This window comes from Neisseria sp. HMSC31F04, assembly GCF_001807735.1.
Classification (GTDB): domain Bacteria; phylum Pseudomonadota; class Gammaproteobacteria; order Burkholderiales; family Neisseriaceae; genus Neisseria; species Neisseria elongata.
Genome location: NZ_KV790761.1, coordinates 18,119 through 31,810, shown reverse-complemented (window position 1 = coordinate 31,810; position 13,692 = coordinate 18,119). Strand labels below are relative to the sequence as shown.

Annotated in this window: 14 protein-coding genes; 9 read left to right on the top strand and 5 right to left on the bottom strand. The window is 56.8% G+C overall.

What is annotated here, in order from left to right; translation table 11 throughout:
- From HMPREF3107_RS01415 to argG, 3 genes are all read right to left on the bottom strand, one after another.
- A partial coding sequence (locus HMPREF3107_RS01415) for a hypothetical protein (protein WP_070452503.1) occupies positions 1-554 on the bottom strand: 554 nt, incomplete at its 3' end.
- 46 nt (positions 555-600) lie between these two features.
- A complete protein-coding gene (trpB, locus tag HMPREF3107_RS01410; protein WP_070452500.1) occupies positions 601-1,803 on the bottom strand; it encodes a tryptophan synthase subunit beta in 1,203 nt (400 codons plus the stop codon).
- A gap of 133 nt (positions 1,804-1,936) precedes the next feature.
- Complete coding sequence (gene argG, locus HMPREF3107_RS01405) at positions 1,937-3,286, bottom strand: argininosuccinate synthase (protein WP_070452497.1); 1,350 nt, start codon at positions 3,284-3,286, stop codon at positions 1,937-1,939.
- A gap of 114 nt (positions 3,287-3,400) precedes the next feature.
- Here argG and HMPREF3107_RS01400 point away from each other — a divergent pair, with 114 nt between their 5' ends.
- From HMPREF3107_RS01400 to HMPREF3107_RS01385, 4 genes are all read left to right on the top strand, one after another.
- Positions 3,401-4,201, top strand: a complete 801-nt coding sequence (locus tag HMPREF3107_RS01400; RefSeq protein WP_070452494.1) for a competence/damage-inducible protein A — start codon at positions 3,401-3,403, stop codon at positions 4,199-4,201.
- 26 nt (positions 4,202-4,227) lie between these two features.
- The gene (locus HMPREF3107_RS01395; protein ID WP_070452491.1) at positions 4,228-4,674 is read left to right on the top strand and encodes a DciA family protein; all 447 of its coding nucleotides are present in this window, start codon (positions 4,228-4,230) and stop codon (positions 4,672-4,674) included.
- 127 nt (positions 4,675-4,801) lie between these two features.
- A complete protein-coding gene (gene azu, locus HMPREF3107_RS01390) occupies positions 4,802-5,389 on the top strand; it encodes an azurin (RefSeq protein ID WP_070452488.1) in 588 nt (195 codons plus the stop codon).
- A 160-nt stretch (positions 5,390-5,549) separates the two neighbouring features.
- Positions 5,550-6,062 (top strand): hemerythrin domain-containing protein, encoded by a 513-nt coding sequence (locus HMPREF3107_RS01385; protein ID WP_070452485.1) that lies wholly within the window; start codon positions 5,550-5,552, stop codon positions 6,060-6,062.
- 188 nt (positions 6,063-6,250) lie between these two features.
- Here HMPREF3107_RS01385 and HMPREF3107_RS01380 read toward each other — a convergent pair whose 3' ends face one another.
- Positions 6,251-6,619 (bottom strand): hemerythrin domain-containing protein, encoded by a 369-nt coding sequence (locus HMPREF3107_RS01380; RefSeq protein WP_070452482.1) that lies wholly within the window; start codon positions 6,617-6,619, stop codon positions 6,251-6,253.
- A 79-nt stretch (positions 6,620-6,698) separates the two neighbouring features.
- On the opposite strand from HMPREF3107_RS01380, the gene HMPREF3107_RS01375 reads away from it, so the two are divergent.
- The 5 genes from HMPREF3107_RS01375 to HMPREF3107_RS01355 all read left to right on the top strand — a co-directional run bounded on the left by HMPREF3107_RS01375 (position 6,699) and on the right by HMPREF3107_RS01355 (position 11,904).
- Complete coding sequence (locus HMPREF3107_RS01375; protein WP_049248246.1) at positions 6,699-7,148, top strand: Rrf2 family transcriptional regulator; 450 nt, start codon at positions 6,699-6,701, stop codon at positions 7,146-7,148.
- A 73-nt stretch (positions 7,149-7,221) separates the two neighbouring features.
- Positions 7,222-8,160: a hydroxymethylbilane synthase gene (gene hemC / locus HMPREF3107_RS01370; protein WP_070452479.1), complete on the top strand. Its 939-nt coding sequence runs from the start codon at positions 7,222-7,224 to the stop codon at positions 8,158-8,160.
- 173 nt (positions 8,161-8,333) lie between these two features.
- A complete protein-coding gene (locus HMPREF3107_RS01365) occupies positions 8,334-9,161 on the top strand; it encodes a uroporphyrinogen-III synthase (RefSeq protein WP_246828556.1) in 828 nt (275 codons plus the stop codon).
- 44 nt (positions 9,162-9,205) lie between these two features.
- Entirely contained in the window at positions 9,206-10,690 is a 1,485-nt protein-coding gene (locus HMPREF3107_RS01360) for a uroporphyrinogen-III C-methyltransferase (RefSeq protein ID WP_083284579.1), read from the top strand.
- Positions 10,687-11,904 carry a heme biosynthesis HemY N-terminal domain-containing protein gene (locus HMPREF3107_RS01355; RefSeq protein ID WP_070452468.1) on the top strand — a complete coding sequence of 406 codons (1,218 nt, stop codon included), beginning with the start codon at positions 10,687-10,689 and terminating at the stop codon, positions 11,902-11,904. The genes HMPREF3107_RS01360 and HMPREF3107_RS01355 overlap by 4 nt, the downstream gene beginning before the upstream one ends.
- 87 nt (positions 11,905-11,991) lie before the next feature.
- On the opposite strand, the gene HMPREF3107_RS01350 is transcribed toward HMPREF3107_RS01355, so the two are convergent.
- Positions 11,992-13,662, bottom strand: coding sequence for a vWA domain-containing protein (locus tag HMPREF3107_RS01350; protein WP_246828555.1), 1,671 nt, complete (start codon positions 13,660-13,662; stop codon positions 11,992-11,994).
- Positions 13,663-13,692 lie beyond the last annotated feature (30 nt).

Sequence of the window (13,692 nt, the reverse complement as noted above, 5' to 3'; positions counted from 1 at the left end):
GGGGATTTTGGGGGGATTTTGTAAAGGTCTCCCTCTAAGTCGGGCACTTGCTGTGTAAAGCGGACAATGTCGGCTTCTATTTGCCCGGCAGGCTGCTGCACCCAATCCAGCATTTGCTCAAGTGTAAAGTGGGTGAAGTCGGGTTCTTGTATGCGCCACTCGTCTTGTATCCCTGTTAAACCCAGCGACGGTTCACCATTGAGCCGGCTGCTGAAGCTTTTCATCATCTCTTCTTCGCCAAACAGTTTGAAAAACAACGAATCCAGACAATCCGGTTTGGCTTCTATGCGGATGGATACACGCTCACTGATAGGTTTGCCATCAAACACGGCCACCAAATAAGCCTGGACAACGCTGAAAATGTAGCCGTCTTTAACCCAATAAATAAAACCACCGGAGGCCGTCTGAAAGCCGCGCGTTTTGAGTTCGGCTTTAAATAATTTTTCCAGCCATTGGCGTTTTACGCTATCGCGGAATTTTTCGCGCTCGCGTTCGGCTTGCACTTTGTCCCAAGCTTTGAGTAGAGGAGTGGGGAGGCGGTGAATATCCGGCATGATGATGCAGGTAAAATTTCAGGTAGCCCAAAGGCTACCTGAAATTTTACAACTCAATCCCTTTGAGCTTCGCCACGGTATTGATGTCTTTATCGCCGCGGCCAGACAGGTTGACCAGAATCACTTGGTCTTTGCCCATTTTCGGCGCGTTGGCGACTGCCCATGCGAGGGCGTGGCTGGATTCGAGCGCGGGGATGATGCCTTCGAAGCGGCACAATAAATCAAACGCTTCCAGCGCGGCATCGTCATTCGCCGCATGGTATTCCACACGGCCGATGTCTGCCAGATGGCTATGCTCCGGGCCGATGCCGGGGTAGTCCAAGCCTGCGGACACGGAGTGCGTCCCCAAGACTTGACCGTTTTCGTCCTGCATCAGATAGCTGCGGAAGCCGTGCAGTACGCCGATGGGGGCTTTGCTGGTAATCGGCGCGGCGTGGTCGGGCGTGTCCACACCCAAACCGCCGGCTTCAACGCCGATAAGGCGCACGTTTTCTTCGCCGATATACGGGTGGAACAGTCCGATGGCGTTGGAGCCGCCGCCGACGCAGGCAACTGCGACGTCAGGCTGTCTGCCGATGGCTTCCTGCATCTGCGCTTTGGCTTCGTTGCCGATGATGCATTGGAAATCGCGCACCATTTCGGGATACGGCGCGGGGCCGGCGGCGGTGCCGATGATGTAGAACGTGTCGTCCACGCGGGCGACCCATTCGCGCATGGCTTCGTTCATCGCGTCTTTCAGCGTGCGGCTGCCGCTATCGACGCTGACTACGTTTGCGCCCAACAATTTCATGCGGAACACGTTGGGCATTTGACGCTGGATGTCGTCCGAGCCCATGTACACGTCGCAAGTCATGCCGAAGCGGGCGGCGACGGTGGCGGAAGCCACGCCGTGCTGACCCGCGCCGGTTTCGGCGATAACACGTTTTTTGCCCATACGGCGGGCAAGCAGTGCCTGACCGATAGTGTTGTTGACCTTGTGCGCGCCGGTGTGGTTCAAGTCTTCACGCTTCAACCAGATTTGCGCGCCGCCCAAATGCTCGGACAATCGCGCGGCATGGTAAACGGGACTGGGGCGGCCGACGTAGTGTTTCAAATCGCGGTGGAACTCTTCCCAAAACGACGGGTCGTTTCTCGCTGCTTTATAGGCATCCGCCAGTTCTTGCAAGGCGGGAATTAGGGTTTCGGAGACATAAAGCCCGCCGTGTTCGCCGAAAAAGCCCTTCTCGTCGGGCGCGTGGTAGTTTTTCATTATTTAAGCCTCTTGATTGAATAAGAAGTTATTTTGCTCTGGTTTTGTTCATCCGCCATCAAAATAAGCGGATGATATTCAAGCCGGAATGAAAAACGAAATTCCGGCTTGGTTCGAGCTATGGTTTGCAGCATTATTCCTTATTGCCATTACCCAACTGCGGCAATACCGAGCCTTCGCCCAGCGACAACAAGCCGCTGTGAGAGTAGATACCCAGTTTGGCGCGGGTGTCGGTGATGTCGAGATTGCGCATAGTCAACTGACCGATGCGGTCGAGCGGGGTGAACGCGGCGTCTTCGACTTTTTCCATGCTCAGACGTTCGGGTTGGTAGGTCAGGTTGGGCGATTCGGTGTTCAGAATCGAGTAGTCGCTGCCGCGGCGCAATTCGAGGGTGACTTCGCCGGTGATGGCTTTGGCGACCCAGCGTTGGGCGGTTTCGCGCAACATGAGTGCTTGGCTGTCGAACCAGCGGCCTTGGTAGAGCAAACGGCCGAGGCGCAGGCCGTTGATGCGGTATTGTTCGATGGTGTCTTCGTTGTGGATACCGGTTACCAAGCGTTCGTAGGCGATGTGGAACAATGCCATGCCCGGGGCTTCGTAGATGCCGCGCGATTTGGCTTCGATGATGCGGTTTTCGATTTGGTCGCTCATGCCCAAGCCGTGGCGGCCGCCGATGCGGTTGGCTTCGAGGAAGAGTTCTACGGGGTCGGCGTATTCTTTGCCGTTTAGTGCAACGGGCACGCCTTCTTCAAAGTGCACGCTGACTTCTTCGGGTTTGACTTCGACATTTTCGTCCCAGAAGGCAACGCCCATGATGGGTTTGACGATTTTGATGCCGCTGTTGAGGAACTCCAAATCTTTGGCTTCATGCGTTGCGCCGAGCATATTGGAATCGGTGGAATAGGCTTTCTCCACCGACATTTTGTAGTTGAAGCCGTTGGCAATCAGAAATTCGCTCATTTCGTGGCGGCCGCCGAGTTCGTCGATAAATTGTTGGTCGAGCCAAGGTTTGTAGATTTTCAGCGCGGGATTGGTCAAGAGGCCGTAACGGTAGAAACGCTCGATGTCGTTGCCTTTGTAGGTGCTGCCGTCGCCCCAAATATTGACGTCGTCTTCTTTCATGGCGGAAACGAGCATGGTGCCGGTAACGGCGCGGCCTAAAGGCGTGGTGTTGAAATAGGCGATGCCGCCGGTGGAAACGTGGAACGCGCCGCATTGGATGGCGGCGATGCCCTCATGTGCCAACTGCGCGCGGCAATCAATCAGGCGGGCGTTTTCCGCACCGTATTCCATCGCTTTTTTGGGAATGGCGTTGTAGTCGTCTTCGTCGGGCTGACCGAGGTTGGCGGTGTAGGCATAAGGCAGCGCGCCTTTGAGTTTCATCCACAACAGCGCGGCAGAGGTATCGAGGCCGCCTGAGAAGGCGATGCCGACTTTTTGACCGATGGGTAGGTGTTGCAGGATGGTGTGGTTGTGGCTCATGGAGAATTCTTCCTTCAGACTTGAAAAACGGGTTCTATTATCTTATAAATAGAGCATATTGTCAGCCGTGAGGCCGTCTGAAGATTTCAGACGGCCTCCAAGAGAAACCTATCCATGAACGCTTTCAACCTCATCATCATCGGCGACGAAATCCTGCACGGCAGCCGCCAAGACAAGCATTTCGCCTTTTTCAAATCCCTGCTGGAATCGCGCGGACTGAAGCTCAATCAGGTGCAATATCTGCCCGACGAACCTGATTTGTTGGTCAAACAACTGCGCCGCAGCTTTTCAGACGGCCTGCCGACTTTCGTTACCGGCGGCATCGGCTCCACGCCCGACGATCACACCCGCCAAGCTGCCGCCGCCGCTTTGGATTTGCCCGTCGTCCGTCATCCCGAAGCCGCCAAGTTCATCGAAGCCGTTACCCTGAAACGCGGCGAACTGCTTGACGCTCCCGAACACGCCCAGCGTCTGAAAATGGCGGATTTTCCCGCAGGCGCAAAACTTGTGCCCAACCCGTTCAACAACATCGCCGGATTTTCCATCCGCGAACATTATTTCTTCCCAGGCTTCCCCGTGATGGCGCACCCGATGGCGGAGTGGGTTTTGGATACTTATTACGCCGACCGCTTCAACCAAACCGAACGCGGCAGCCGCAGCGTGTATGTGTTCGGACAACCCGAATCGCGCGTCGCGCCGATTATGGAATACGTCGAACACACCTACCCGGGCGTGCGCTCTTACAGCCTGCCCAGCGTCGGCTGGCAGAATGCGGACGGAACAGCGGTCAAACCGCATATCGAGTTCGGCATCAAGGCCGAAGGCGGGGCGTGCCGCGATTTGGACAAAGCATGGGACGAAGTATTGCAGCGTTTACGGAAACTGGGTGCAGAGTTGAAAGACAGGGCAGGATAAATACATACGAAAGGCCGTCTGAAAAAATGGATTTGGAAAAAATAGGGAAACGCAGCGGGCGGGGCGACCATCCCGATGCTTCGGCACAACTGAAATTTCTGTTGCAAAGCGCGCAAGCCTGGCAGCAGATAGACCGCCTGGTCAAACAAGAATTGCCGGCCAACCTGCACCCGTATATTCAGACGGCCTGCATCAGCGACGGCTGCCTGGTGTTGTTGGCGGCCAACGGCATGGCCGCGTCCCGCGCCAAAATGCTTGCGCCCAGCCTGCTGCCGCGCTTGCAAAGGCATACCGACCTGATCCGCGACATCAAGGTCAAAACCGTGCCGAAAACACCGCCTCCCCAAAAAATCAACAAATTGGAGCTCAGTCCCGCCGCTTTGGAAAGTTTCCGTCAAAGTGCGGAAAGGCTGCAACACCATCCAAAGCTGGCCGCCGCCTTGAAAAATTTGGTTAAGAAGAGGCAAAAATAATTATCTTTTATGTTGGTTTTATGGTAAATTTTCATAGGTAACGCATATTCGGGCGAGGGGTAAAACAGCCGCTTCGCAATGAATGTGTTTTGTCTTTCCGACATCCACAACACTTTAGGAGATAAAAATGAAAATATATCTGGCATTGATTTCCGCCGCAGCCTTGGCATTGAGCGCATGCGGCGAACAAAACAAACCGGCCGAGCCCGCGGCGTCCGCAACCCCCGCCGCCGCTTCTGCCGAAGCACCTGCCCCTGCCTCCGAGGCCGCCCCCGCAACCACGGAAGCGTCTGCCGCTGCGGCAACCGATAAAGCACCTGCCGCCAACGCTTGCGAAGCCGTGGTGGAATCCGACGACGCAATGAACTTCAACACCAAAGAGTTGGTTATCGACAAAACTAACTGTAAAGAATTCAAAGTAACCTTGAAACACACCGGCAAAATGCCGAAAAGCGCAATGGGTCACAACATCGTGATTTCCAAAGCCGAAGACACCAAAGGCGTATTAGCCGACGGTGCGTCCGCAGGCGTGGATGCCGATTACGTGAAAGCAGGTGATGCCCGCGTGGTAGCGCATACCGCATTGATCGGCGGAGGCGAAGAAACCAGCGTAACCATCGATACCAGCAAATTTGCCGACGGCGGCAAATACGAGTTTTACTGCTCGTTCCCGGCGCACTCTTCCCAGATGCACGGCAATGTAACCTTGAAATAATTAGTATTTTTTCAGACGGCCTGCCTCGTGCAGGCCGTTTTTCCGTTTGCGCCTTGTTGCACCGCAGGCTTGGCACTATACTGCCCGATTTACACAAACCATGCAGGCCGTCTGAAACCGATTGATAACTTTTCAGACGGCCTTCCGAAACGAGGCTGCAATGAATTTATTTGATACGCGTAGCGTTACCTTTGCCGAACCGATAGAAATGCTGTACGCCTGCCACGGCAAAGTACGCCGTTTTTGCGAACAGGTCGGCATGTTGGACGGCTATATCGCCGAACACGGCCGCAACGACATCGTGTTGCAGGCCGTGCGGCAGATCGGCCAATATTTCAACGTCGCCGCGCCGCTGCACCATCAGGACGAAGAGGAAGACTATTTCCCGCTGCTGCTGCAATACGCGCCGCAGGCAAAGGCCGATGTGGACGAACTGCTGCGCCAGCACGGATTGCTGCACGACAATTGGGCGGCGGTGGCGGCGGAATTTGAAAAGATTGCCGCCGATGAACACTACCGGCCGGATGCGGCCGCGTTCAAACGCTTTACGGACGGCTATGCCGTGCATCTGGCTTTGGAAGAAGGCTTGTTCGAATTGGGCAAGGAAAGCATTCCGGCCGACAAACTGGCCGCAATCGGAAAAAACATGGCACAGCGGCGGCAGGCAAAATAAGCAGAGATTTCGTGCGACATGCCGGCCGCAACCGGCTTGTGTGTCCGAACAAACAGGCCGTCTGAAAAAACAAATGCGCTTTTTCAGACGGCCTATCTGCCGTTTTAAAATAAATGTGTAAAGGCCGTACGGGAAGTGTTGAGACCGTCTGAAAACCTCCGAAACGGTTTCTCAGAGATTTTCCGCACTCAGCCGGAGGGCGGCAGTAGTTTTTCGATGGCGGGGAACAGCTCGCGTTCTTCAAAGCGGGCATGGTCGCGCAGCAGGGTGGCGAACTCGACGTTCCATAACGGATTGTCGTATTCCGGCGCGGCGTGCATGGCGCGCAGCACGGCGTGTTCGTTTTCAAAACGGGCGCGCAGGTCGTCGCGGTTCAAGTCGTGCCACAACGGGGCGAACATGGTTTCTTCGTGTTCGAAATGGGGCATCAGGCCGACGTAGTGTTCGTTGATGTCGGCCGAATGGTTGAGTTCGGGATGGCGCAGGATGCGGGCGCATAGGGCGAGTGTGTGATGATGCTCATGCGACAGGGGGACCAGTATGGGGTGTCGTTTCATGGTTTTTTGTCTTAGTGGTGGCGTGTCGTTTGTGTATAATGTTGCAGATATTATGAAACTTTAACACCACGCTTGCAATATGTACCTAACTCAACAAACCGACTACGCCCTACGCGTTTTGGCCTATGCGGCCGCCAACAGCGAAGAACTGGTCAATATCGCGACCATCGCCGAAGTTTACGGCATTTCCAGAAGCCACCTGATGAAAGTGGCCACCGCCTTGGTAAAAGGCGGTTTTTTAGACAGCGTGCGCGGCAAGGGCGGCGGCCTGCGCTTGAGCCGTTCGGCGGAAGGCATCGTTATCGGCGACGTGGTGCGCCACATAGAACCGATGAAACTGGTGGAATGCATGGGCGCGGATAACCACTGCCTGCTGACTTCCTGCTGCCGGCTCAGCAATATATTAAACGATGCCGGACGGGCGTTTCTCGCGCACCTCGACAAATTCACCCTGTCCGATTTGATCAATCAGCCCACCCTCGACATGCTGTACACGCCGAAAATCTCGCTGTACGTCGAAACCGCCTGAAACATCCCCTCTCGGCCGTCTGAAAAGTCCGTTTGTTTTCAGACGGCCCGCACATCCCATTTAAGGAAAACCGATGAACACACCGAAAAAACTGGTTATCGCCAGCAGGGAAAGCATGCTGGCGATGTGGCAGGCAGAACACATCAAAGGCCGTCTGAAAGCCCTGTATCCCGACTGCGAAGTGGAAATTCTGGGCATGACGACGCGCGGCGACCAAATCCTCGACCGCACATTGTCGAAAATCGGCGGCAAAGGCCTGTTTATCAAAGAACTCGAACAGGCACTGCAAGACGGCTGTGCCGATTTGGCCGTCCATTCCATCAAAGACGTGCCGATGGAACTGCCGGAAGGGTTCGCACTGGCGGCAATCGGCGAACGCGCCAGCCCGTTTGACGCATTCGTATCCAATCAATATGCGCGTTTGGAAGAAATGCCCGAAGGCGCAATCGTCGGCACATCCAGCCTGCGCCGCGAAGCACAACTGCGGGCGAAGTTCCCGCACCTGACCATCAACCCCCTGCGCGGCAACGTCCAAACCCGCCTGTCCAAGCTCGACAACGGCGATTACGATGCCGTCATCCTTGCCGCCGCCGGCCTGCAACGCCTGGGCTTGGACGGCCGCATCCGCGAAATCCTCTCGCCGGCCGACAGCCTGCCCGCGGCAGGGCAGGGCGCATTGGGCATCGAAATCGCCGCCCGACGCACCGACCTTACCGACATCCTGCGTCCGCTGAACCATGAAGAAACCGCCGCCTGCGTTACCGCCGAACGCGCCCTTGCACGCGCGCTGGGCGGGAGCTGCCAAGTACCGCTGGCGGCTTATTGCGTGATGGAAGACGGCCTTCTGACCCTCAACGGACTGGTCGGCCATCCCGACGGCTCCGTCATCATCGAAGCCTCCGCCCAAGCCCCGGCCGCCTATGCCGACGCACTCGGCCGAGCCGTGGCCAAACGCCTGGCCGACGACGGTGCGGAAGAACTGATAGCGGCCGTTTTGGCGGAACAGCAATAAAAGTTTGCCCTGCCGCCGTTTTCAGACGGCCTCTAAACCTCGGAGGCCGTTTGAAAATATCAAATGCCGGTCGGCATATGTAAATAACGGAAAGCAGAAAATTCCAGCCCGTATCGCAGAAACAAAAAGCAATATATAAACAGAGCGCAAACAGACTGCCGCCCTTGTAAAACATGGCAACCGTATCAGTTTTCGGCAGGCGGCAAGAGCCAAACGAAGGCCGTCTGAAAACCTTGTATCCGTTCCCGCCAACCCAATCCCATTTTATCCGTCCGACCATGCCTACCCTCCTGATAATCCGACCCGCCGCCCAAGCCGCCGCCGACCGGCAAACCTGTACCGCCGCAGGCTGGCAGGGCAGCATATTCAGCCCGTTTGCCATCGAAGCCGACGCGGATGCACTCGCCCGCCTGCCCGGGCAGTTTCAGACGGCCTCCGCCGTGTTTTGGGTCAGCCCTTCGGCCGTGGCCGTGGCTGCGCCGCACCTCGAATTTTCAGACTGCAGCCCGCCGCAGATAGCCGTCGGCGGCAGCAGCGCGCGCGCATTGCAGGCGTACAGCCGCACCCCGGTCTGTTTCCCCGACGACGGCAACGACAGCGAAGCCGTTTTGCGGCTGCCGTTGTGGCAAACCCTGCCGCAGGGTGTGGCCGTATTGATTGTCAGAGGCCACGGCGGACGCGAATTTCTCGCACATCAGCTTACCTTGCGCGGCTTCAACGTCCAAACCGCCGAAGTGTATTTCAGACGGCCTCTCGAACCCGATTGGACGCAGTTTGCCGCCGCACCGCCCGATGCGGCGTGGATTACCTCGGCCGAATCCGTGCGCCTGCTGTTTGCCGCCGCACCGCCGCCGTTCACGCAAAAGCTGCAATCCTTGCTATACTTCACCCACCATCAGCGCGTGGCCGAGGCACTCCGTGCCGCCGGTGCGACACGGGTAGAACTGATTCCCGCGCTGGACATTGACACTTTAAATCGTTACGCGGAGCAAAACCGATGAGCGGACAAGAAACCGAACAGGCCGTAAACAACGGCGGCGAAAACATGGAAAACCCGAAAAACACCGTTTCAGACGGCCTTCAGAAAGACAGGCCGTCTGAAAGCCCATCCGGCGGCAAAACACCCCCTCCGCGTGCAGAAGCGGAAAAAACGCCCGAGCCCCCACAGGCTCCCGCGCCGGTCATCATCCGCGAATCCGGCGGCAAAGGTTTGGCTGTCGGCGCGCTGGTATTGTCGCTGTTGGCCTTGGGTACAGGCGGCTTCCTGTTCGTCCAAGGGCAGAACGTATTGAAAAACCAGGAAACAGCCTTCAACCAAAAAATCGACCAGGCTGCGGTGGGCGAAAGCGAAAACGCCCAAATCCTGAAAGAAAACAGCCGCAGGCAAAGCGAGCTTGCCGCCGCGTTGCAGCAGATTGCCGACGGACAAAGAGCCAATAAAGAACAAATCGAAGCAGCCAACCGCGCCTATCAGGAACTGTTGCGCAACCGCGCCGACTGGCTGGTGGATGAAACCGAAGCCACACTGAACATGGCCGCCCAACAGCTCTTGCTGTCGGGCAACGTGCCGGTGGCCGTTACCGTGCTCGAAAATATCGAAAGCCGTTTGAGCCGCTTCGAACAGGCCGACCTGCTGCCGATCAAACAGGCCGTCAGCAGCGATTTGGCGGCCTTGAAAAACCAGCCGTATCTGGACATCTCCGGCACGGCCCTGCGTCTGGACCGTCTGGAAACAGCCGTTGCCGGCATGCCGCTGGTGTTGGAAAGTACCCTGCAGCCCGGACAGGCCGAAGCCGCCCCGCAGGAAGACCCGAATGCCTCCTGGTGGCAGCGCACATGGAACAAAACCCTGCACGGGCTGGGCAATTTGGTTGAAGTGCGCAAGCTGAACAACGGCGACGCCATGCTGCTGGCTCCCGAACAAGCCTACTTCGTGCGCGAAAACCTCCGCCTGCGCCTGTTGGACGCACGTATCGCCCTGATGCAGCACAACGGCGAAGTGTTCCTGAGCGATTTGAACAACGCCGAAGCAACGGTGAAACAATATTTCGACAACCAGTCCCCCGCCACTCAGGCATGGCTGAAAGAGTTGGCCGAACTGAAATCGCTCGATATGAGGACGGTATCGAACGAATCCCTGAAAGCCAGCCTGGCCGCCGTACGCAACTATCAGGATACCGTGCGCGGTACGCAAAGCATTCAGCTGCCCGATCTGAAATCCGTGGCTCCTGCCGAAGTTCCGGCTTCCGTGCCGGCCGAAAAAGCCGCTTCCGATAACGCCCCTGCGGCACAGGCGGCCTCCGCGCCTGCTGAAAAAGCGGCATCCGAAGCCAAAGGGCAGGACGGCGAAAACAAGGCTGACAAAGCCGCCAAGCCTGCCGAGCATTCGGCTTCCGAGCCGGCGAAACCCGCCGAAGCGGCTAAATCCGCGAAGCCCGCCGAACCCAAAGCAAACGAAGCCGCCAAGCCGGCCAAACCTGCAGGAAATAAAGCTTCCGAACCGGGCAAAGCGAAAGGCGGTGCGGCATGAAAAGCCTGTTGTGGATTATCATCCTGTTTGCCGTCGCCGTCGGTTTGTCGATCGCATCCACACTGTTCAACGGCAACGTGTATTTCGTCGTCGGCAACACGCTGGCGCGGCTGGACTTGATGCTGTTTGTGCCGGCACTGATTTTATTCGTCGTCCTGCTGTATATCGTGGTTCAACTGATGGGCGGATTGTTTAATATTCCCGCCCGGTTGAGCCGTTTCGGCAGCGCGCGTAAAAGCCGCAAGGCCGGCAGCAACCTGAACGCCGCCGGTTTGGCTTATTTCGAAGGCAAATACCAAAAAGCCGAGCAGGAAGCGGCCAAAGTGCTGAAAAACAAAGAGGCCGGCGAGAGCCGCGCTTTGGCGTTGATGATTGCCGCCCATGCCGCCGACCACATGAACGACGAAGCCTTGCGCGCCCGCTACCTGGACGAAATTTCCGCCCTGCCGCAGGCCAACCAGCTTTCGCGTTACCTGCTGCTTGCCGAAGGCGCGTTGAACCGCCGCGACTACCCCGAAGCTTCCAACAACCTGGCCGCCGCAGCTAAAATCAATCCTCGTCTAACCCGCCTGCTGCGGCTGCAACTGCGTTATGCCTTCGATCACGGCGATGCGGTCGAAGTGTTGGACAAAACCGACGAATTGCAAAAACAAAAAGCCGTCAATCCGCATGAAGCGGGCGAATACCACGATTGGGCCTACCGCCGCCTGCTGGCGTCGGCCACGGATGCCGACAGCCTGAAAGCCGCATTGAAGCGTATTCCAGAGGAACAAAAATCCGGCGCGCTTTGTGCGGCGATAGCGGAAAAATACGAAAAGCTCGGCCTTTATGCATCAGCCGCCTCGTGGGTGGAAAAGCATTATCCGCAAAACCGTCAGGCAGAACTGTTGCCGCCTTTTGCCCAAAGCGTGGCTTATTTGGACGACAAAGAACAGCGTAAAGCCATTGATGCCGCCGAAGGCTGGCTGCAAAACAGCCCGCAGGATGCCGACCTGCTCGTGTATCTCGGCCAGTTGGCCTATAGCAAGCAATTGTGGGGCAAAGCACGCGGGTATCTGGAAGCGGGCATTTCCGCACGCGACAGCGTTCAGGCACGGCTGGCTTTGGCCAAAGTGTTTGATGAAACAGGCGAGAAGGAGAAAGCCGAAGAACAGAGAAAGCAGGCTTTGTCGGCAACGCAGAATACGATGCCTGTTTTGGCGAAACAGCCTTAAAATCGTTATACAAGGCATAAAGAGGCCGTCTGAAAATGCAGTTTTGCATTTTCAGACGGCCTCTTTGTCAGGACTCCGGCTTCTTCCTTATTGTTCCTGCACCCGTTTGCTGCTCAGGCTTTTGGCAATTTTCACCAATTCGACAAATTCTTCCTGAAGGCCGAAGGGGTCTTTGCCTTTGGTCTGTTTGGCCATTTGTTCGATGGCGTCCCAATCCAGCTTGCCGTTGTATTCGCCGCCGCGCAGGGCTTGGGCGTAAGACGCGGCAGCCAGCGCGAGGCGGGTGTCTTCATCAGCCTGGGCCAGCGGGATGCTGACGGCGGGAACGGCCTGCTCGATGAGTTTGCTGGTGCTTTGGCCGGGCAGTTTGTAGCGTACTTTGACAAAGGCGTATTCGTTTTTGCCGCCCGATACCGCCGGGGCTTTTTGGTAGCGCGATTCGTTCAGCCAGCCTTGTTTGCCCTGCGGGATGATTTCGTAGATGGCGGTTACGCTGTGGCCGGAGCCGATGTCGCCCGCATCCACTTTGTCGTTGTTGAAGTCTTCGTTGCGCAGGGTGCGGTTGGTGTAGCCGACCAGGCGGTATTCCTTAACCGTGGCGGGGTTGAATTCGACTTGGATTTTCACGTCCTGCGCCACGGTGGCGAGGGTGGAGGTCAGCTGGAGCTGAAGGACTTTTTTGGCTTCTTTTTCGTTGTCGATGTAGCTGTAATTGCCGTCACCCGCATCGGCGATTTGCTCCATCATGTCTTCGTTGTAATTGCCCGTGCCGAAACCCAGCGTGGTGAGCGAGATGCCGCTTTTGCGTTTTTCCGCCACCATGGATTTCAGGGCTTCGGTATCGGCCACGCCGACGTTGAAGTCGCCGTCGGTAGCCAGCAGAATGCGGTTGATGCCGTTTTTAACATAGGCTTTTTGCGCCTGTTCATAAGCCATTTTCAGTGCGGATTCGCCCGCTGTCGCGCCGCCCGCCTGCAGTTTGTTGATGGCGCGCAGGATTTCGTCTTTATTGCGGCCCGAAGTCGGCGGCAGGACGAGTTCCTCGCCTGATGCGTAGGTAATCAGGGTAACTTTGTCTTGGGGGCGCAACTGTTCGGTTAGGATGCGCAGGGTTTTTTTCACCAGGGGCAGTTTTTCGGGGCTGTTCATGCTGCCGGATATGTCTATTAAGAAGACCAGGTTGGCCGGCGGCAGTTCCTTTTTCGCCAAGTCTTGCGCCTGTATGCCGATTTTGATGAGTTTGGCCTCGGGCTGCCACGGCGAATCGACGGTTTGGGTGTGGACGGCGAAGGGGTGCGCGCCGGTCGGCAACGGGTAGTTGTAGGGGAAGTAGTTGACGATTTCCTCTATCCTGACCGCGTCTTCGGGCGGCAGTCTGCCGTTGTTTAAAAAGCGGCGCACGTTTGCATAGCTGCCGGTATCGACGTCGATGCTGAAGGTGGAAACGGGTTCTTGGGCAACGGCTTTGACGGGCTGGTCGGGCTGTTTTTGGTAGCGTTCGGTATCGGTGGGCAGTATGTTCAGGGCTTCTTGTTTGAGCAGGCCTGTGTCAGATGCATATTCGGCATGGCGCATGACCATCATTTTATTGGCGGCGGCAGCCTGCGGCATTATTCGCTCTTTTGTTCTTGCCGAGCCGGGTAGCTGTCGTTGCGGCGGGTTGTGCGTGCCGCAGGCAGTGAGGGCGAGTACGGTCGCTATTACGACGGTTTTAAGCAGCGGGTGCGGTATGGCGCGGTTGGTTTTTTCGATGTCCATTGAATGTCCTTTCATGTCGGGTTTGCTGTT